General features: G+C 69.5%; 14 protein-coding genes. 12 read left to right on the forward strand and 2 right to left on the reverse strand.

All coding sequences use genetic code 11. The features are described 5' to 3' along the window. Positions 1 to 19 precede the first annotated feature (19 nt). The 10 genes from ACH4EW_RS14980 to ACH4EW_RS15025 all read left to right on the forward strand — a co-directional run bounded on the left by ACH4EW_RS14980 (position 20) and on the right by ACH4EW_RS15025 (position 10,028). Entirely contained in the window at positions 20 to 1,108 is a 1,089-nt protein-coding gene (locus tag ACH4EW_RS14980; RefSeq protein WP_398256374.1) for a mandelate racemase/muconate lactonizing enzyme family protein, read from the forward strand. Then, on the forward strand, positions 1,105 to 2,181 hold the full coding sequence (locus ACH4EW_RS14985) for an ABC transporter permease (RefSeq protein ID WP_398256377.1): 1,077 nt from the start codon (positions 1,105 to 1,107) through the stop codon (positions 2,179 to 2,181). Before ACH4EW_RS14980 ends, ACH4EW_RS14985 begins: the two co-directional genes overlap by 4 nt. Then, on the forward strand, positions 2,178 to 3,248 hold the full coding sequence (locus ACH4EW_RS14990; RefSeq protein WP_398256380.1) for an ABC transporter permease: 1,071 nt from the start codon (positions 2,178 to 2,180) through the stop codon (positions 3,246 to 3,248). Before ACH4EW_RS14985 ends, ACH4EW_RS14990 begins: the two co-directional genes overlap by 4 nt. After that, positions 3,245 to 4,786: a sugar ABC transporter ATP-binding protein gene (locus ACH4EW_RS14995; protein WP_398256382.1), complete on the forward strand. Its 1,542-nt coding sequence runs from the start codon at positions 3,245 to 3,247 to the stop codon at positions 4,784 to 4,786. Before ACH4EW_RS14990 ends, ACH4EW_RS14995 begins: the two co-directional genes overlap by 4 nt. Beyond that, the gene (locus tag ACH4EW_RS15000) at positions 4,783 to 5,106 is read left to right on the forward strand and encodes an L-rhamnose mutarotase (RefSeq protein ID WP_398256384.1); all 324 of its coding nucleotides are present in this window, start codon (positions 4,783 to 4,785) and stop codon (positions 5,104 to 5,106) included. The genes ACH4EW_RS14995 and ACH4EW_RS15000 overlap by 4 nt, the downstream gene beginning before the upstream one ends. Before the next feature lie 70 nt (positions 5,107 to 5,176). Next, positions 5,177 to 6,028: a fumarylacetoacetate hydrolase family protein gene (locus tag ACH4EW_RS15005; protein ID WP_398256387.1), complete on the forward strand. Its 852-nt coding sequence runs from the start codon at positions 5,177 to 5,179 to the stop codon at positions 6,026 to 6,028. A gap of 7 nt (positions 6,029 to 6,035) precedes the next feature. Further along, positions 6,036 to 7,400 carry an enolase C-terminal domain-like protein gene (locus ACH4EW_RS15010; RefSeq protein WP_398256389.1) on the forward strand — a complete coding sequence of 455 codons (1,365 nt, stop codon included), beginning with the start codon at positions 6,036 to 6,038 and terminating at the stop codon, positions 7,398 to 7,400. Beyond that, on the forward strand, positions 7,397 to 8,152 hold the full coding sequence (locus tag ACH4EW_RS15015) for an SDR family NAD(P)-dependent oxidoreductase (protein ID WP_398256391.1): 756 nt from the start codon (positions 7,397 to 7,399) through the stop codon (positions 8,150 to 8,152). Before ACH4EW_RS15010 ends, ACH4EW_RS15015 begins: the two co-directional genes overlap by 4 nt. Further along, a complete protein-coding gene (locus ACH4EW_RS15020; protein ID WP_398256394.1) occupies positions 8,152 to 9,177 on the forward strand; it encodes an aldo/keto reductase in 1,026 nt (341 codons plus the stop codon). The genes ACH4EW_RS15015 and ACH4EW_RS15020 overlap by 1 nt, the downstream gene beginning before the upstream one ends. Next, positions 9,174 to 10,028 carry an amidohydrolase family protein gene (locus tag ACH4EW_RS15025; RefSeq protein ID WP_398256397.1) on the forward strand — a complete coding sequence of 285 codons (855 nt, stop codon included), beginning with the start codon at positions 9,174 to 9,176 and terminating at the stop codon, positions 10,026 to 10,028. Before ACH4EW_RS15020 ends, ACH4EW_RS15025 begins: the two co-directional genes overlap by 4 nt. Before the next feature lie 27 nt (positions 10,029 to 10,055). Here ACH4EW_RS15025 and ACH4EW_RS15030 read toward each other — a convergent pair whose 3' ends face one another. Then, complete coding sequence (locus ACH4EW_RS15030; RefSeq protein WP_398256399.1) at positions 10,056 to 10,772, reverse strand: GntR family transcriptional regulator; 717 nt, start codon at positions 10,770 to 10,772, stop codon at positions 10,056 to 10,058. Between the two features lie 142 nt (positions 10,773 to 10,914). Next, positions 10,915 to 13,122, reverse strand: coding sequence for a DUF4838 domain-containing protein (locus ACH4EW_RS15035; protein ID WP_398256401.1), 2,208 nt, complete (start codon positions 13,120 to 13,122; stop codon positions 10,915 to 10,917). Positions 13,123 to 13,645: 523 nt separating this feature from the next. Here ACH4EW_RS15035 and ACH4EW_RS15040 point away from each other — a divergent pair. Further along, positions 13,646 to 14,785: an ROK family transcriptional regulator gene (locus ACH4EW_RS15040; RefSeq protein ID WP_398256403.1), complete on the forward strand. Its 1,140-nt coding sequence runs from the start codon at positions 13,646 to 13,648 to the stop codon at positions 14,783 to 14,785. A gap of 384 nt (positions 14,786 to 15,169) precedes the next feature. Beyond that, complete coding sequence (locus ACH4EW_RS15045) at positions 15,170 to 19,384, forward strand: carboxypeptidase regulatory-like domain-containing protein (protein WP_398256406.1); 4,215 nt, start codon at positions 15,170 to 15,172, stop codon at positions 19,382 to 19,384. Positions 19,385 to 19,403: the final 19 nt, after the last annotated feature.

Consider the following 19,403-nt stretch of genomic DNA (forward strand, 5'->3'; position numbering starts at 1 on the left):
CAGAAAGCCGGCATACGACATGACCATCATCACCAACGCCACGGCCCTGCTGGCCGACATCGCGGTGGAGACCGACCGCACCGACGCGGTGCAGTCCTTCGTGAAGCAGGAGACGATCCTCGTCCGCCTGACCACGGCGGACGGCATCGAGGGAACCGGCTACGCCTACACGATCGGCACCGGCGGAACCTCCGTACTGGCCCTGCTGCGCGACCATCTCCTGCCGCTCCTCGCCGGGAAGGACGCACGCAACGTCGAAGGGCTCTGGCAGGAGCTGTTCGGCCTGACCCGCGCGACCACCACCGGAGCCATCACCTCGCTCGCTCTCGCCGCGATCGACACGGCCCTGTGGGACCTGCGCTGCAAGCGGGCGGGCGAACCGCTGTGGCGGCTGGCCGGCGGCCACCGCCGACAGGTCCCGGTGTACGACACCGAGGGAGGCTGGCTCCATCTCGGCACCGAGGACCTGGTCAAGTCGGCCCTCGCGGCCAGGAACGCACAGTGGGCCGGCGTCAAGATCAAGGTGGGCAAACCGCACGTCGCCGAGGACGCGGAGCGGCTGCGTGCCGTACGCGAGGCCGTCGGACCGTCCCTGCACATCATGACGGACGCCAACCAGTCGCAGTCGCTGTCCTCCGCCGTTCAGCTGGCCGCCGCCCTCGAGCCCTACGACCCGTACTGGCTCGAGGAGCCCATGCCCGCGGACGACCTCAGCGGTCATGCACGGCTGGCCCGCTCGACCAGGATCCCGATCGCGGTCGGCGAGTCGATGTACTCGCCGATGCAGTTCCGGAACTATCTGGAGACCGGTGCCGCCTCCGTGGTGCAGGTCGACGTCGCCCGCGTCGGCGGTATCACTCCCTGGCTGAAGGTCGCCCACCTGGCAGAGACCTTCAATGTCAAGGTCTGCCCGCACTTCCTGATGGAACTTCACGTCAGCCTCGTCGCCGCGGTCAGCAACGGCGCGTACGTGGAGTACATCCCGCAGCTGCGTGCCGTGACCCGCACCGAACTGACCCTGCGCGACGGACAGGCCGTGGCCCCGGACGAGCCGGGCATCGGCATCGACTGGGACATGGACGCCATCGACGACCGGAGGGCGTCATGAAGACGGCCGTCACTCGCCCCGACAGCGAGACGGACCGCCCCACCGACGGAGCACGCCCCGCGCACCGGCTGCCCATCTGGGTCAACCAGCGGCTGGGACTGCTCGTGCTCATCGTCGCGCTCGGCGCACTCTTCGGAGCCCTGCGCCCGGCGTTCTTCGACGAGCGGCTGGTGCTCTTCCCGCTCCTGAGGGACATTTCCACACTGACGGTGGTGGCCCTCGCGCAGATGGTCGTGCTCTCCGTCGGGCACATGAACCTGGCCGTCGGGCGCATGGCAGCCTTTGGCGCCTTCTTCGCCGGATTCGGCTACGACCGGCTCGGCCTGCCTCTCCCGATGGGCCTCGTGCTCTGCCTTGCCGCCGGCTGCGCCATCGGGGCTCTGACCGGCTGGATCATCGCCCGCACGGGCGTGAGTTCCTTCGTCGTGACGCTGGCCATGGACTTCGCCCTGCTGGGTCTGGTCTCCCTGCTGTACTCGGCCTTCACCGAGAACGCCGCGTTCACCACGCGGCCGGACGGGCTCGCCGAGCTGCGTTCCTACTCGCTCGCCGACATCTGCCTCGGGCCCGTCTGCGGCTCCCCGGCCGTTCCGCAGATGGCCCAGTTCACCGTGCTGGCCCTCATCGGCCTCGGCTTCCTCTACGCCCGCACCCGTATGGGCCGCGAGCTGCTGCTCACCGGTGCGAACCCGGCCGCCGCCGAACTGTCCGGCATCCCGACGGGACGCAGGGTCGTCCTGGCGCACGCCCTGTCCGGTCTCCTCGCCGCGCTCGCCGGTTTCATGGCCGCCGTGGGCACGGGCACGTTCCGCGCCTCCATCGGTGACGACTTCATGCTCCCCTCCTTCCTCGGTGCGGTCCTCGGCGGGACGCTGCTCACCGGCGGCGTCGTCTCGGTCATCGGCGCCCTGCTCGGCACCTCCCTGGTCGGCGTCATCCGCAAGGGCCTCGACCTGCTCGGCGTCGGTCTGGAAAGTCTCAACATCTACCTCGGCTGCGTACTTCTGCTGGCTCTGTCCGCGGACCGGGTGCGCACGGTCGTGTCCTATCGCAAGGTGGTGCGCTCCACATGATCCCGCTCCGCGAACGGGGAGCCGCGGCCCTGCCGGCACTGCGGCGCTTCTCCCGCTCCACGACGACGACCCTGCTGTGCGTGGTCCTCGCGGGCTACGTGGCGCTGGGAGTCGCCTCGTCCGGCTCTTTCTTCGAGGGCCCCTCCGTCCGTACATTCCTGCAGTACCTCGCCACACCGATCCTCATCGGGCTGGCCCAGATGGTGGCCCTGTGCGTGGGTCAGCTCAACCTGGCCGTCGGTGCGCTGGGCGGCTTCAGCGCCTGCCTGATGGGCGTGCTGATGGCCGACAGCGGTGTGCCCGCGGGAGTCGCCGTCCTCGTCGGCGTGCTGGCCGCCACGCTGATCGGCCTGGTGACGGGCGTGTTCATCGTCGCCACGCGCATCAACGGCTTCATCGTCACGCTCGGCACCATGACCATCCTGCTCGGAGCGCAGTACCGGCTGTCCGGGACGCGCACCATCGACGGATACTCCGCCACGCTGCGCGACCTCGGCCGCGCCGCCCCGCTGAACATCCCGCTCGTCTTCGTCACCGCGCTCGTCGCGGCGGCCCTGCTCGCCGCGTTCATGTACCGCACCGTGGCCGGCCGCCGACTGCTCGCCGCCGGCGGCAATCCGGTCGCGGCCCGACTGTCCGGCATCTCCACCGACCGGCAGATCGTGCTCGCCCACACCCTGTCGGGACTGCTCGTCGGCATCGCCGCGCTGACCGCCACCGCATCGCTGCCGGGCGTCAACCGCAGTGTGGGCGGCGACTGGCTGCTGCCCAGCTTCGCGGCACCCATCATCGGCGGCGTCGCTCTGACCGGCGGCTCCGTGGCGATCCTCGGCACCGTGCTCGCCGCCTTCGTCATGCGGCTCATCGACACCGCGCGCGCCCAGTTCTCGCTCGACCCGAGCTGGGTCAACTTCCTCATCGGAGTGGTTGTCCTCGGCACGGTCGTGGGCGGCCGCATTCACCAGGCCCGTCTCGTCAAGAAGGGCGGGGCGCCCGGACGGCCCGCGCCGCCGCAGAGCGACGCGCAGCCGGCCACCGCGCTGCCGACCACCGGAGGTACCCCATGAGCGACGTGCTGCTGGAATGCGACGACATCGTCAAGGTCTTCCCCGGTGTGCGCGCCCTCGACGGCGTGCGCCTGAGGCTCACCGCCGGGTCCGTGCACGCCCTGCTCGGCGAGAACGGCGCCGGCAAGTCCACGCTGATCAAGGTGATCACGGGTGTGCACACGCCCGACGGCGGCAGGCTCACCTGGCGCGGCGAGGAGATCCGTCTGCGCTCCCCCCTGGAAGCCACCCACGCCGGGATCGGTGTCGTCCATCAGGAACGCAACCTGATCCCCGACTTCTCCGTCGCGGAGAACATCACGCTGCAGAGTCCGCCGTCGCGCCGCGGTCTGGTCGACCGGAAGGCGATGACCGCCCCGGCCCTCCACTGCCTGGCCGAGCTCGGCCTCGACATCGACCCGCACCAACCGGTGCGGGAACTGTCCGTGGCCCAGCAGCAGTTGGTGGAAATCGCCAAGGCTCTCTACACCGAGAGCAGGGTGCTCCTGCTCGACGAGCCCACCGCCTCCCTCTCGCCTCAGGAATCCGAGCACCTCTTCGACGTGGTGCGGCGGCTCACGGCACGCGGTACCTGCGTCGTCTTCGTCAGCCACAAGCTGGAGGAAGTGTTCGCCATCTGCGACACCGTCACCGTCCTGCGCGACGGCCGCTCCGTGCTCGAGTCGGCGCCACTCGCCGAGCACACCCAGGACGACGTGGTCACCCTCATGGTCGGCCGCGCCCACGCGGTGACGGACATGACCCCGCGCACCGTTGACATGTCCGCCGCCCCTGCGCTCTCTCTCGACGGGCTCTCCACCGCCGCCGGCCACGAGGACGTCTCGCTCGACGTCCGCCCCGGGGAGATCGTCGGCCTCTACGGCCTGGTCGGCGCGGGCCGCAGCGAACTGGTCAAGGCCGTCCTCGGCCTGGACCGCGTCACGGGCGGCGAGATCCGGGTGTACGGCGAGGCTGCGAAGATCGGCTCCCCGCGCGAGGCCCTCCACACGTACGGCATCGGCTATCTGACCGAGAACCGCAAGGAGGAAGGCGTCTTCCTGGAGCAGCCCATCGTCCGGAACATCACGGTCACGGTGTGGAAGAAGCTCGCCCGTGCCCTCGGACATGTCTCGTCCCGCCGGGAGAAGGAGATCTCCGAGGACCTCGTCGCCCGCCTCGGCATCCGTGTCTCCGGTCTCGAGCAGCATGCCGGTGAACTGTCCGGCGGCAACCAGCAGAAGGTCAGCCTGGCGAAGTGGCTCGCCGCCGACACCCGCCTGCTGGTCGTCGACGAGCCGACCGTCGGCGTGGACGTGCGCACCAAGCACGCCTTCCATGAACTGCTGTGGGAACTGGCCCGCGGCGGTCTGCCCATCCTGCTGATCAGCAGCGACCTGGCCGAAATGATCACGTTGGCCGACCGGGTGGTCGTCATGGCCGATCACCACGTCCGCGGCGAGGTGGAGAACGACCACGACTACGACCGGATGAGCGGGAAAATCATCCGCATGATCCACGAAAGCAGCTCCGCCCAGCCCGCTCGGAGCGGCACCGCATGAGACGCGTCGCGCAGGTCATCCGTGTCCGCCCCGAGAAGGTGGACGAGTACCGCGAACTGCACCGCGAGGTGCCCGAGCCCGTCCTCGACCGGCTGCGGCGCTGCCACATCGCCGACTACTCGATCCACCTGCTCGGCGACCGGCTGTTCAGCTATTTCGAGTACCACGGCGACGACCTCGCGGCGGACCTGGCCCTGATGGCCGCCGACCGGGCCACCCGGGACTGGTGGCAGCTCACCGCCCCCTGCCAGCAGCCCGTCGACGAAGCCGCGCCCGGCGAGTGGTGGGCCTCCATGGAGCAGGTCTTCCTCATGGAGTAACGACCTCGCCCGTAGAAGACCCCGACCCACCCCCGCGGTGTCCGAGCACCGCGACCGCAAGGAGAACCACGTGAAACTGCTGCGCCTCGGCGCCCCGGGCCACGAGCGCCCGTCCGTCCTCGCCGACGACGGACGCACCTACGATCTGACCGGCCTGACCGACGACATCGACGGCGCGTTCCTGGCCGCCGGGGGCATCGACCGGGTCCGCACGGCCCTCCGGGCCGGCACTCTGCCCGTCCTGGACCCCACTGGACTGCGCATCGGCGCACCGGTCGCCCGTCCCGGCAAGGTGGTGTGCATCGGCCTCAACTACCGCGACCACGCCGAGGAGACCGGGGCCCCCGTACCGGAGCGGCCGGTGGTGTTCATGAAGGACCCCGGCACCGTCGTCGGTCCCCACGACACCGTGTTGGTGCCGCGCGGCTCCGAGAAGACCGACTGGGAGGTGGAACTCGCGGTGGTGATCGGCCGCCGGGCCCGCTACCTGGAGAGCCCCGCCGACGCCGTCGGCGTGATCGCGGGCTTCGCGATCAGCAACGACGTGTCCGAACGCGCCTTCCAGCTCGAACTGTCCCCGCAGTGGGACCTCGGCAAGTCGTGCGAGACCTTCAACCCGTTCGGCCCCTGGCTCGTCACGGCCGACGAGGTACCGGACCCGCAGGCGCTCGGCATGCGCCTGAGTGTCAACGGCGTGCCGAGGCAGAACGGCACCACCAAGAACATGGTCTTCTCCGTGGCGTACCTCGTCCAGTACCTGAGCCGGTTCATGGTGCTGGAGCCCGGCGACGTCATCAACACCGGAACACCGGCCGGGGTGGCCCTCGGTCTGCCGGACACCCCCTACCTGCGCGCCGGCGACACGGTGGAGCTGGAGATCGACGGACTCGGCAGCCAGCGGCAGACGTTCGAGGATGCGTGAGGGCGGCATGAACAGCAGCCGCACGGCACGCATCACCGAGGTCGACGTGATCGACATCCGTTTTCCCACCTCGCGCGAGCTCGACGGCTCCGACGCGATGAACCCCGACCCCGACTACTCGGCCGCCTATGTGGTCCTGCGGACCGACGCGGGCAACGGGCTGGAGGGCCATGGCTTCACGTTCACCATCGGACGCGGCAACGAGGTGCAGGCGGCGGCGATCGCCGCGCTGCGCGGCCATGTCGTCGGCCTGTCCGTCGACGCGGTGTGCGCCGACCCAGGATCGGTCAGCCGTGCCTTGAACGGCGACAGCCAGTTGCGCTGGCTCGGGCCGGAGAAGGGCGTGATGCACATGGCGATCGGCGCCGTCGTCAACGCGGTGTGGGACCTCGTGGCCAAACGTGCCGGCAGACCGGTCTGGGAGCTTCTCGCCGAGGCCGAACCCGAATGGCTCGCCGACCAGGTGGACTTCCGATACATCGAGGACGCCCTCAGCAGGGAGGAAGCCGTCGCCCTGCTCCGCAAGGGGAAGGACGGCGCCGCCGAACGCAAGACCCGGCTCCTGGCACACGGTTACCCGGCCTACACCACGTCACCCGGCTGGCTCGGCTACTCCGACGAGAAACTGGTCCGGCTCGCCCGGCAAGCGGTCGCCGACGGCTTCACCCAGATCAAACTGAAGGTCGGCGCCGATCTGTCCGACGACATCCGCCGTCTGCGGGCGGCACGCGCGGCCGTCGGCCCGGACATCCGGATCGCGGTCGACGCCAACCAGCGCTGGAACGTCGCCGAGGCCGTCGAGTGGACCAACGCGCTCAGCGACAGCACCCCCTACTGGATCGAGGAGCCGACCAGCCCGGACGACATCCTCGGACACGCCGCCGTACGCAAGGGGGTGACCCCAGTCAAGGTCGCCACCGGGGAGCACGTGCAGAACCGCATCGTCTTCAAGCAGCTGCTGCAGGCCGGCGCGATCGACGTCCTGCAGATCGACGCGGCAAGGGTGGGCGGCGTCAACGAGAATCTGGCCATCCTGCTGCTGGCCGCCAAGTACGGTGTCCCGGTCTGCCCGCACGCCGGCGGCGTCGGACTGTGCGAGCTGGTGCGCCACCTGTCCATGTTCGACTACGTGGCACTGTCCGGGACGACCGAGGACCGGGTGATCGAGTACGTCGACCACCTCCACGAACACTTCAAGGACCCCGTGGTCGTCGCAGGCGGGCATTACACGGCCCCCACCGTTCCCGGATTCTCGTCGGAGATGCACCCCGCATCGATCGACGCATACCGCTATCCGGACGGCGCTTTCTGGGCTGCCGACCTCGCCGGCCTCACCGAGGTCACCGAAGAGAAGAAGAGGACGAACCGATGAGTGAACTGACCGGGCTCAGGGCCCTGGTGACCGGTGGCGCGTCCGGCATCGGAAAGGCCACCGCCGACCTGCTGGCGGCACGGGGCGCGGACGTCGCCGTGCTCGATCTCGATGCGTCAGGGGTGGACAAGCCCCTGCGCGGGTACACCGCGGACGTGTCCGACGACCCCTCCGTACGGTCCGCCGTCGCAGCCGCGGCCGCCGACCTCGGCGGCATCGACATCCTGGTCAACAACGCCGGCATCGGCGCGGTGGGCACGGTCGAGGACAACGACGACGCCCAGTGGCACCGGGTCCTCGACGTGAACGTCCTCGGCATGGTCCGCACCACGCGCGCGGCCCTCCCCCATCTGCGCGGCTCCGCACACGCCGCCGTCGTCAACACCTGCTCGATCGCGGCCACGGCCGGGCTGCCGCAACGTGCCCTCTACAGCGCCAGCAAGGGCGCGGTCCTGTCGCTGACGCTGGCCATGGCGGCGGACCACGTCCGGGAGGGGATCCGCGTCAACTGCGTCAATCCCGGTACGGCGGACACCCCCTGGGTGGGCCGCCTCCTCGATCAGGCGGCCGACCCGGCCGCCGAACGGGCGGCGCTCAACGCCCGCCAGCCCATGGGCCGGCTGGTGACGGCCGAGGAGGTCGCCGCTGCCGTCGTGTACCTGGCGAGTCCCGCCGCCGCGTCCGTCACCGGCACCGCTCTGGCGGTGGACGGCGGGATGCAGGGCCTGCGGCTGCGTCCGGAGGGGCAGTGATGCGAACGGACGAAAGCGGTGCCGGGCCGGCACTGCCGAGCCGCACTCTCGGCCGCAGCGGTGTCCGTGTGACCGCCCTCGGCTTCGGCGCCGCCGCTGTCGCCGGCCTGTACGAGGCCGTGGGCGAGGACGAGGCGGCGACCGCTGTGGACGCGGCCTGGGATGCGGGCATCCGCTACTTCGACACCGCCCCGCACTACGGGCTCGGCCTGTCGGAGCGCAGACTGGGCGCGGCCTTGCGGGCCAGGCCCCGGGACGAGTTCACCGTGTCCACCAAGGTGGGCAGGGTACTCGTCCCGTACGACGGCGGCGGTGACGACCGGGCCGCCGGCTTCGCCGTACCGGCCACCCACCGGCGTATGTGGGACTTCAGCGCCGACGGGGTACGCCGCTCGCTGGAGGACAGCCTCACCCGGCTCGGACTGGACCGCGTCGACCTCGTCCTTCTGCACGATCCGGACGACCATGAGGAGCGGGCGTTCCGGGAGGCGTATCCGGCACTCGAGGAGCTGCGGTCGCAGGGAGTCGTCCGCGCGATCGGCGCGGGCATGAACCAGAGCCGGATGCTGGCGCGTTTCCTGACGGACACGGACGTCGACGCCGTGCTGTGCGCGGGGCGCTACACACTCCTCGAACAGGGCGCGTTGGATGCCCTGCTGCCCGCCGCGGAGGCAGCGGGCAAGAGCGTGATCGTCGGGGGCGTGTTCAACTCCGGGCTGCTGGCCGACCCGGAACCGGGTGCCAGGTACGACTACGCCGCGGCCCCCGAGGACGTCCTGCGCCGGGCCGTCCGGATGCGCGAGATCACCGAGTCGCAGGGCGTGCCGTTGCGTGCCGCCGCGCTCCGCTTCCCCTTCGGGCATCCGGCTGTCGCCTCGGTGCTCGTCGGGGCGCGGTCGGCACATCAGGTCCGTGACGCCGCGGAGCAGTTCCACCGGCCCGTCCCGGACACGGTGTGGCAGGCTCTGCGGGCGCAGGACCTGCTGTCCGGCGGTGTACCTGTACCCGGGAAGAGAGTGCCATGACCGTCATCGATGCCCATCACCATCTGTGGGACCTCGGCGTACGCGACCAGGAGTGGATCAGCGGCCCCGAACTCGCCCCGCTGCGACGTTCCTTCATGCCGGCGGACCTCGAGTCGGAGATCGGGGAAGCGGGGGTGGCGGCCACGGTGCTCGTGCAGACGGTCACCCTGCCCGAGGAGACTCCCGAGTTCCTGTCCCTGGCTGCGGGCAGCGACGTGATCGGAGCGGTCGTGGGATGGACCGATCTGACGTCGCCCGGCGTCGCCGGTGAACTGGCACGGCTGCGCTCGCTGCCCGGCGGCGGGTTCCTGCGCGGTATCCGCCACCAGGTCCAGGGGGAGCCGGACCCCGACTGGCTGACGCGGCCCGAGGTGCTGCGCGGTCTGCGCGCGGTCGCGGAGGCCGGGCTCGTCTACGACCTCGTCGTCCTGCCGCACCAGTTGCCGGCGGCGGCGAGGGCGGCCGCGGCCGTCCCCGGCCTCACCTTCGTCCTCGACCACTTGGGGAAGCCGCCGATCGCGTCCGGGCAGCGGGAACCGTGGTCAAGGCACGTACATGAGCTGGCCGCCCTGCCGAACACGGTGTGCAAGCTCTCCGGCATGGTGACCGAGGCCGACTGGCCGTCGTGGACGATCGAGGGCCTGCGGCCGTACGCCGACACCGTGATCGACGCCTTCGGCCCCCGGCGGCTGATGTTCGGCTCCGACTGGCCGGTGTGCACCCTCGCTGCCGGCTACGGCGAGGTCGTGGCCGCAACTCGGGAGCTCACCGCCGCCCTCACCGCGGCCGAGCAGGACCAGGTGTGGGCCGGTACCGCCCGGCGCGTCTACCGGATGGACGACGTCGGCTGAGCCGGCGGCGGGGCGCCGACCGGCCGGTCACTCCTGTTCGAACCGGCCGAGCTGGCGCTCCAGGCTGCGGTTGAGATGGTCCGCCATCGCCTCGGCGGCACGGTCGGCCCTGCGGCGCAGTATCGCGCGCACCACGCGCTCGTGCTCCGCCACGGTCGGATCGCCCTCGCTGTGCAGGCTGCTCAGGCGGAAGATGTGCAGATGCGAGTGGAGCCGCTCCACCGCGTCCGCGAGCAGGGGCCGGTGGGCGGCCTGAGCGACGGCGTCGTGGAAACGCTGGTCCAGGGCGGCGAAGTCGCGGTAGGACGCGTACGGTCCCACGGGACCGGGGTGGGACTGCATGTCTTCCAGGAGCCCCTCGATGGAGTCGAATTGCGAGTCGTCGGCGTGGCGGGCGGCCAGTGCGGCGGCCCTCGGCTCGAGGAGCAGCCGCATCTCGAACAGTTCCTCCACCCCCTGCCGGGTGAGCAGTTCGGTGGCCCGGTAACCGGACAACGAGCGCTTGACGACGAGTCCGTCGGCCTCCAGCCGGGCCAGCGCCTCGCGTACGGGGGTCGGGGAGACGTTGAGCGTGCGTGCCAGGGCTTCGATACCGACCCGAGCGCCGGGGGCGATCTCATGGTCCATGACCATGGCCTTGATGTCCTCGTAGACGCTGTCGGACAACACCTGGCGGACCGGCGGCGCGGACAGCCTCGTCGTCCCGGCCACGTCGTCGCAGACGGACGGGTCGTGTGCCGGCATCCGGGTCTCTCCTCTGTGCTCCAGGGCTGTGCTGTGAGGTGTTGCGGTCACCGGCAGTTTACGGCCTCGCCCACGATTGGCAGTGGGAGAAGGAGCGGCGTCCGCACGGCAAGGACGAGGGGCGGCGCGCGGCGGAGGGACTCTACCGGGACACGGTCATGGTGCACCGAGCGGACGTCAGATTTTCGCCGTCAACAGCGAAGGTGACCGTTACGGCGTAGTTCCCGGGCGCGACGGCGGATCCGGCACTGAGGCGGACCGTTTCCGAAGCCTCGAGCGGGCCCGAGGCTCGCAAACGGCCCTGGGTGCGCTCGGCGGTGAGTCCCTGAGGCGTGATGAGCGTCCAGGCCACGTCATGCCCCTGGAAGTCGACGTCCTGGGCGGTGATCGTCACATCGGCGGAGCCACCCTGCCGCACGGTGAACCGGATCTGCGGCAGGTAGCCCCATGCCGGGGAGCGGTACTCCTTGGCGATCTGCGCTCGGGTGACCTGTTCGCCATAGCGCGGGGTGGTGTAACTCGATTCGAGCTGAATGCCGTTGAAGCGGTGCCGCTGGGTCAGCCGGCGGTACAGAGCCATTGCCTGCTGCTTGCCGACCTGGTCGTTGGCCTGGGTGCAACGGCTGATGTCGATGTCGGCCAGGGCGAGTTCGCAGCCCCAGGCCAGCCGGTCGAGGACGAGCGCGGCGGCGCTGGTCCCGGCGGTCTTCGCGCGTGCCGCGGCGACGTCGGCCGCGGCAGCCCGGTACTTGGTCCGCAAGGCCACGCCTTGGCCGGGCGTGTCGAGGACGGTCGGGTCGTCCGAGGTACGCAGCAGGTAGTCGGCCATCTCCTGCGCTGCGGGCCCGAACCGCGCGGGCAGGTAGCTGCTCGTGAAGTCGTCGTAGGTCAGCGCCGGATCCCAGGCGCTGCGGGCGCCGAACAGATGGACCGCCTCGAACTGCAGCCAGTTCGCCGGCTCCGCGTACATACCGATGCCGTTGACGCCGACGCCGCGGTACATCTCCGCGTCCTGGGCGAGGACACCGATCGGGTTGCCGAGCTCGCGCCAGCGGTAACGGCGCGAGTAGTCGTAGATCGCCAGTGTGCCCGGGTGGGTCGCGCGCCAACGACGCAGCACGTCCAGGTGGTACGCGTTCACGGACGAGGACGGATCGCCGATCGAGACGGTGTACGTGCGCAGAATTGCGGCGAAGTCGATGATCACGTCCGGGTCGAACGCGTACCCGGCCGTGGGCGGGTCCAGGGCGGGTATGTACGCGATATGTTCGACCGGGACGTCGAGTCCGGCGTCGGCGAGTGCGGCAACGAGGCTGTTCACAACGTGGACTTCGGCGTTGGTGACGGTGCCGAACTCGGCGAGGGTCGCCCTCGGCCACGTCGCCCCGTCCGGCGGCCAGCAGTCGAATATGGCGATCTCGGGCCGGGCCCGCAGATAGGTGACGACCTCGGCGACATACTGGGACACCGCCGCTTCGTCGTGCACGTTGAAGACATTGGCCCCGGGGGTGTAGTACTGCGGGTGGTCGGCCCGGCGGAGAAACGCGTCGTACCCATGGCCGCCGACTTCCACGACGATGCCACGCTTGGCGAGTTCCGGTGCCATCCCTGCCGCGAAATCCTCGTAGCGGGTGACCCGAGCCCCGTAGTAGTCGTACGGAAAGACCAGGATGTTGAGCCGCTGCTTGCCCATCCAGTCGATCAGCGCGGTGAGGCCGGCCTGGCTGATGCTCCAGCCCTCCTCGATCGCTTTGCGCCGCACCGGCCAGGATGGAGTGACCAGGCTGGTCTGGGAACGGACTGTGATGTCTCCGCTCTGCGGTACGGTCTCGGCGGCACCCTGGTAGTAGCTGAACTGCGGTGCGAAGAAGCCGACTCCGAGCTGCTCCAGCAGGGCGTATGTCGCGTACACCACGCCGCGGTCGCCCACGCCGGTCAGCAGCACGCCGTGCGGGGTGGCGCTGACCAGGTAGCTGTCCGTCACCCGGTCGCGCAGCTGCGCGTCGGCCTTGGCCGGCCACACCGGCGGGACGCCGGTCGCTTGGCGTCGGTTTCCGGGTAGCACGAGCACTCCGGAGGTGGCCGTCTGCGACTGTCCGGGCCGTGCGCGCAGGATCTGGAGGCGGGCTCCGCTCATCCGCTGTACATAGTCGGCAAGTTCAGAGGCCGCGAACTGTGCGGTGGCGCCGCCCCACCACAGCACAGTCGCCTTGCCGTGGCCGTTGCGGACGAGCGCGAAGGCGGCTTCGGACCCGCTGTCCTCCGCCGCCCGGGCAGGCGCCCCGATCGTTGTCGCGGCGACCGATCCGGCCGCGCCGACAAGGAATGATCGACGCTTGACGTGATTCATGGCAGCTCCTGGGATCGGGCATCGTGTCACGGGCGTGTCTGTTGGCGGGCTGGCCGGCGCCTTGTGCAGGGACGTGCGGTCTTCGCCGTTGGCAGCGGAAGCCCGTATGACCGACGGGCTGTGCGGGGGTCCTGCGGGGTGTGCGGCGGGCGGTGGCGGACCAGGACCCCTTGCCGGTCGCGGCATTAGCTTTCTTCCGAAATCGGATCGTATTGAGAGCGAAGTCAGGCCCGCAAGAGGTCTGCACGAGAACCCCGTCTCCGGCGGCTGCAGCGGGTCTGTGCTTCTTTCGTTGCGATGTCTGTTGCCTGAAGGTCAGCCAGGCATCGGGGTCCGCGGCAACCATGCGCACCAGCAGTGCTACCGCATTCGTGCATGCCGTCGGAACGGAGGATCCGGTCAGCCCGAGGCTCACCCGCCACCGCCGAAGGAGCACCCGCCGCGCTGCGGGACATCCGGCCTCGCCGCGGAGCCTTTCTTCCCATCTTTGCCCGAATAGCGAGCAAGGATGCATCATGCTGCGGTGACCCCAACTCCTGCCCGCCGCAACAGGGCGGCCTACGACGATCTCGTTCTCGCCGAGCTTCGCCGGTCGGGGGCACTCAGTCGCGCCGAACTGAGCCGGCGCACCGGTCTGCCCAAGACCACGCTGTTCAGCATCGTCGCCGGACTGCTGGAAGCCGGTGTCCTGGTTGAGCAAGCCGCCGACGACACCGCGGGGCGCGGGGTCGGTCGACCCGCGACCCGCGTCGTGCTCAATCCTTCCGCCGGCCTGTACGTGGGGCTGGACATCGGCCGCAGCCGGATGCACCTGGTCATCGTCAATACCTCCCACGAGGTGGTGGCGAGCGGCATGTGCGACCTGCCGTCCGCCGTGCGCGCCGACGTAGCGGCCCCGGCGGCGGATCTGCTGCGGCGAGCCGTCGGTGAGGCGGCGGTCGACCCGTCGACGCTGGTGGCGGTGGGCGCGGGCCTCGCCGGAATCGTCGGCGTCGAGTGGAAGCCCGAGGAGACCGAAGCGCTGCGGGCGCGCATCGCCGAAGAGTTCGGCGTGCCGGTGGTGCTGGGCAACAACTCCCGTGCCGCGGCCCTGGCCGAGGCGACCTGGGGCGCGGGACGCTCGGTGGAGGACCTTGTGTATGTGCGCTGGTCCACGGGAATCGGCGGCGGTTTGGTGGTCGGCAGTCGAGCTGTGGCCGGGGCGCACGGGTGCGCCGGTGAGATCGGCCATGTAAGCGTGGATCCGGACGGGAAGCCCTGCCACTGCGGTGGCCGCGGCTGCCTTGAAGGAGTAGCCGGAGGAGCGGCGCTGCTGGAGCAGTGCGCCCGACACGGACTTGTCCTCGCCGACCTGGACGCGCTGGTCGCCACCGTCCGCAACCTTTCCTCGACCGCCGGCCGGGTGGTCTCCACTGCTGCGGACCGGTTGGGCAGGGTGCTGGCCGGGACTGTGGCGCAGCTGAATCCCTCACGGATCGTCGTCGGAGGCGAGTTGGCTCAGCTCGGTTCGCTGGTCCTGGACCCGATCCGCGAGGCGCTCGACCGGTTTGCCCTGCCTCACGCCGCGAGGCGAGTGGATGTGGTGCAGGCGGATCTGGGAGTCAATGCGGCGGCTCTCGGGGCGGTGGCGTTGCTGCTCCGGGAGGAGCCGGAGAGGTCGTAAGGGAGCGGTCAGCGATCACCGGGTGCCAACCCCTTGTGAGCCAGACCCCCCATGAATATGATCCGGTCCTGGAAAAAAGAGCCGCCCGAGAGCTCTCGGCTGCCTCTTCCTGCGCCCGGTCTGACGCTGCTCCCACTCGCTCCTCCTCCGGGAGCCGATCGGAAGGTCGTCTGCCTGTGTCACCCCGAACACCGACATGATCCTGGCCGACATCATCAGGTCGAAAGCGACCGAGTAGCCCCGAGCTTCCGGTGATCACGGTCGCCAGTCCGTACTGCAACACGCTTGACCCCCGGAGACGAGGCGCGGCTGCAGAAGGGCCGAGATCCGCCTGATCAAGAATTCACGATTCGGGTTTGCATGCACCCGGTAGGAGAGGTGTACGTGTTTCATCCCCCTTCCGCGCGACCGTCCCGCCTCAGATCGCTCCCCGTCGCGTCGACCACGACGGTCGGACGCGTCTTAGCGCTGATCACGGCACTCGCCGTCGCCGCACTCTCGCTGGTCGCTGTGCCGGCCGCGGCCTCCATCCCCGCTACCGCCGCCAAGGACCCCGTCCCGGCCACGAAGGCCGCTGACGCCACCTCGCCCGGCCAGCACCCCACCAATCAGGTGTGCGCCAAGCCGTCAAAGGCCGGCGAGATGTCCTGCCTCGCCATGGTCCGCACGGATGTCGTCGCGGCGAAGGTTCTTCAGGCTGATGCCGCTCCCGTCGGTTTCGGTCCGGCCGACCTGCGAAGCGCGTACAACCTGCCCGACGCCGGCTCCACTGAGACGGTCGCGATCGTCGACGCGTACGACAACCCGAACGCCGAGGCGGACATGGCCGTCTACCGTCAGCAGTACGGGTTGCCGCCATGCACCACGGCCAATGGCTGCTTCAAGAAGATCGACCAGCGCGGCGGCACGGACTATCCGTCACCGGACCCCGGGTGGGCCGCGGAGATCGCACTGGACATCGACATGGTCAGCGCGGTCTGCCCGAGCTGCAAGATCCTGCTGGTCGAGGCCGACGACAACGACATGGAAAACCTCGGCGCGGCCGTGAACCAGGCGGTCGCCCAGGGCGCCAAGTACGTCTCCAACAGCTACGGCGGCCGCGAAGGTTCCGACCAGAGCCAGTTCGACGAGGCCTACTTCAACCACCCCGGTGTCGCGATCACCGTCAGCAGCGGTGACTACGGTTACGGCGTCTCGTACCCGGCCTCGTCGCCCTATGTGACGTCGGTCGGCGGCACTTCTCTGGTCAAGAACGCCTCCACCAACCGCGGTTGGACCGAGAGCGCATGGAGCGGCGCGGGCAGTGGCTGCTCGGGGTATGCGTCCAAGCCGTCGTTCCAGAAGGACACCGGCTGCGCGCGTCGTGCGGTCGCGGATGTGTCAGCGGTCGCCAACCCGAACACCGGTGTCGCGGTCTACCACGGCGGCTGGCAGGTCTTCGGCGGCACCAGCGCGTCCGCCCCGATCATCGCCTCGGTCTACGCGCTGGCCGGGAAGCCGGCGGCGAGTTCGGCGCCGAACTCCTACCCTTACGCCCAGCCGTCCGCGCTCAACGATGTGACCTCCGGAAGCAACGGCAGTTGCTTCCCCAACGGCTACCTGTGCATGGCGGGGCCGGGTTATGACGGGCCGACCGGTCTCGGCACTCCGAACGGCGTCGCCGCCTTCCGTTCCGGGCCGCACGGCACCGTGACGGGTACCGTCACCGACGGCACCGCTCCGCTGGCGGCAGCCAAGATCACCGCGGGTGACGTCACGGCGATGACGGACGGCCAGGGACGCTACACCTTGAGCGTGCCACCGGGGACGTATGACGTCAGCGTGAGCAAGTTCGGATACGCCGGCAAGACCGTTTCGGATGTCACGATCGCCGACGGCCGGACGGTGACGGAAGACTTCGCGCTGACCGCGAAGCCGCGCGTCGACGTCACCGGCAAGGTCCATGACGGTTCCGGTCAGGGCTGGCCGCTGTATGCGACCGTGCGGGTCAAGGATGAGCCGACGGCGGTCGCCTATACCGACCCCAAGACGGGGAAGTACACGCTGAGTGTGCCCGCCGGGAACACGTACACCCTGCAGGTCGACCCGTTGTATCCAGGTTACAAGCGCAACTCTCGGGATGTGCCGGTGGGTTCGGCGGATGTGAAGCATGACGTCGACGCGTCGGTCGACCAGACGACCTGCAGCGCGGCCGGCTACGGCTTCCACTACGCCGGCGCCACCGAGTCGTTCAACAGCGGCACCACGTCGCCGGGCTGGACCGTCGACGACAAGGTGGGCAACGGTCAGACCTGGGTGTTCAACGATCCTGGCAGGCGCGGCAACAGGACCGGCGGGAAGGGCGGCTTCGCCAACGTCGACAGCAGCTACTACGGTCACGGAAAGACCCAGGACACGTCGCTGATCAGCCCGGTTATGGACTTCAGCCAGCGAAGCCACCCGATCGTGTCCTTCCGCACCGACTACTTCGGCTTCTCGTTCGGCCAGACCGGGGACGTCGATTTCAGCGTCGACGGCGGCCAGACGTGGACCAACGTCTGGCACCACACCAAGGACAGCGCCCGGGGGCCGCGGACCGAGGTCGTGGACCTCTCCCAGGCCGCCGGTAAGGACAACGTCCAGGTACGTTTCCACCTCACCGCCAGTTGGGGATGGTGGTGGCAGGTCGACGACGTCTTCATCGGCGACCGCACGTGCGACCCGGCACTGGGCGGCCTGGTCGTCGGCCGGGTGACCGACAAGAACACCGGAGCCGGGCTCAACGGCGCCACGGTGACCTCGGCCGACAAGACCGCGGAGAAGACGACCTCGGCGGCGACGCCGAACGACCCGAAGCTGGGCGACGGCTTCTACTGGATGTTCTCCTCGCTCACCGGGGAGCACAAGTTCTCCGCCACGGTGGGGAATTACTACACGGCACAGGACATCACCCTCGACGTCGCCCCCAACCGGGCAACCGACGGCACGGTCGCCCTGCCCGCACCGCGGATCGCGGTCAGCCAGGGCCGGCTCAGTAAGACCGTCGGCTGGAAGGGCCGGGGCAGCTCCACCCTGACCCTGAAGAACACCGGAACCGCCCCGGTGACCGCCAAGATCGATGAGCTGCCGGGCGTCCACCAGCCCGCCGCGAAGCAGCAGGGCGCTCCGTTGCAGGAGGTGAAGGGAAAATACAGCCCCCTGCGATTCCAGCCCGGCAGGACCACGCAGACAGCCGCCGCCAAGCCGTCCGTGACGCCGTACGAGGCACCGTGGACGACGGTGCCCGACTACCCCGTGCCGATCATGGACAACGGTGTGGCGACCATCGACGGCAAGGTCTACTCGGTCGCGGGAGTCGACGGCACGCATATGCTCAAGAATGCCTACGTCTACACCCCGGGCGCCCAGGCGTGGAGTGCCCTGCCGAATCTGAGTGTCGCCCGCGAGGCGCCGCAGGCGGCTGCCTACGGTGGCAAGCTCTACGTCTTCGGGGGCTGGGGCGCGGACTCGTCTCCGGTGGCCAAGACCGAGATCTACGACCCGGCGACCGGCACCTGGTCCACCGGCGCCGACAACCCGAAACCCTCCGCCGGCGCCGCCGTGACCGTACTGGACGGCAAGATCTACATCGTCGGCGGCTGCGGTCCGTCCACCTGCGGCACGACGGACGTACAGGTGTACAACCCGGCCACGAACTCCTGGAGTTCGAGCAAGGCCTACCCGGAGTCGATTGCCTGGCTCGGCTGCGGCGGCATCGAGGACAAGCTGTACTGCGCAGGTGGGATGTCGGGCAGTGCCGCCACCAAGCACGCCTACAGCTTCGACCCGGCGTCCGACAGCTGGACTCCCGTCGCCGACCTGCCGATCGACCTGTGGGGAATGGGCTACTCAGCGGCAAATGGCAAGCTCCTCGTGTCCGGCGGCGTGATCTACGGCTCCACCACGATCACCAACCGGGGCTTCACCTACGACCCGGGTTCCGACGCCTGGACCGCGCTGCCCAACTCCAACCAAACTCGCTACCGCAGCGGCTCCGCCTGCGGCTTCTACAAGATCGGAGGAACTACCGGAAGCTTCGTCGCCTTTACCAACTCGGAGCTGCTGCCCGGCTTCGACCAGTGCGCCGACACAACCGATGTCCCCTGGCTGTCGGCAAACAAAACCGACGTGACGCTTCAGCCGGGCGAGAGCGTTGACGTCACCGTGAGCTTCAACGCGGACATCGCCGAGATCACCCAGCCGGGCACGTTCACCGCGCAGCTCGTGATCAGCGCGAAGACCCCGTACGGGATCGCGCCGGTGCCGGTGGCACTCACGGTGAAGCCGCCCAAGACCTGGGGGAAGATCACTGGAACGGTCACCGGAGCCGACTGCGCCGGCACGCCGAAGCCGCTGGCCGGAGCGACCGTGCGGATCACCTCGAAGAAGGCGGGGAGCTACACACTGACGACCGACCGGAGCGGTCATTACGCGCTCTGGCTCGACGTCAGAAACAACCCTGCCACGGTGACCGCGTCCAAGGACAGTTGGGCGTCGCAGTCCACATCGGTCGAGATTGTGCCTCGCAAGGCGGTCACGGCCGACTTCTCTCTCAAACCCGACCACGCCTGCACTGATTGACCCCTTGTGCGGGGCCGGC

The organism is Streptomyces sp. NPDC018000 (assembly GCF_044328025.1).
In the GTDB taxonomy this organism is placed as follows: Bacteria; Actinomycetota; Actinomycetes; order Streptomycetales; family Streptomycetaceae; genus Streptomyces.

Excerpts from the sequence above, each read along its gene's own strand:
- ACH4EW_RS15010 (WP_398256389.1), top strand. The coding sequence starts at position 6,036 with ATGAACAGCAGCCGCACGGCACGCATCACCGAGGTCGACGTGATCGAC.
- ACH4EW_RS14985 (WP_398256377.1), top strand. The coding sequence starts at position 1,105 with ATGAAGACGGCCGTCACTCGCCCCGACAGCGAGACGGACCGCCCCACC.
- ACH4EW_RS15000 (WP_398256384.1), top strand. The coding sequence starts at position 4,783 with ATGAGACGCGTCGCGCAGGTCATCCGTGTCCGCCCCGAGAAGGTGGAC.
- ACH4EW_RS14980 (WP_398256374.1), top strand. The coding sequence starts at position 20 with ATGACCATCATCACCAACGCCACGGCCCTGCTGGCCGACATCGCGGTG.
- ACH4EW_RS15020 (WP_398256394.1), top strand. The coding sequence starts at position 8,152 with ATGCGAACGGACGAAAGCGGTGCCGGGCCGGCACTGCCGAGCCGCACT.
- ACH4EW_RS15035 (WP_398256401.1), bottom strand. The coding sequence starts at position 13,122 with ATGAATCACGTCAAGCGTCGATCATTCCTTGTCGGCGCGGCCGGATCG.
- ACH4EW_RS14995 (WP_398256382.1), top strand. The coding sequence starts at position 3,245 with ATGAGCGACGTGCTGCTGGAATGCGACGACATCGTCAAGGTCTTCCCC.
- ACH4EW_RS14990 (WP_398256380.1), top strand. The coding sequence starts at position 2,178 with ATGATCCCGCTCCGCGAACGGGGAGCCGCGGCCCTGCCGGCACTGCGG.
- ACH4EW_RS15015 (WP_398256391.1), top strand. The coding sequence starts at position 7,397 with ATGAGTGAACTGACCGGGCTCAGGGCCCTGGTGACCGGTGGCGCGTCC.
- ACH4EW_RS15030 (WP_398256399.1), bottom strand. The coding sequence starts at position 10,772 with ATGCCGGCACACGACCCGTCCGTCTGCGACGACGTGGCCGGGACGACG.
- ACH4EW_RS15025 (WP_398256397.1), top strand. The coding sequence starts at position 9,174 with ATGACCGTCATCGATGCCCATCACCATCTGTGGGACCTCGGCGTACGC.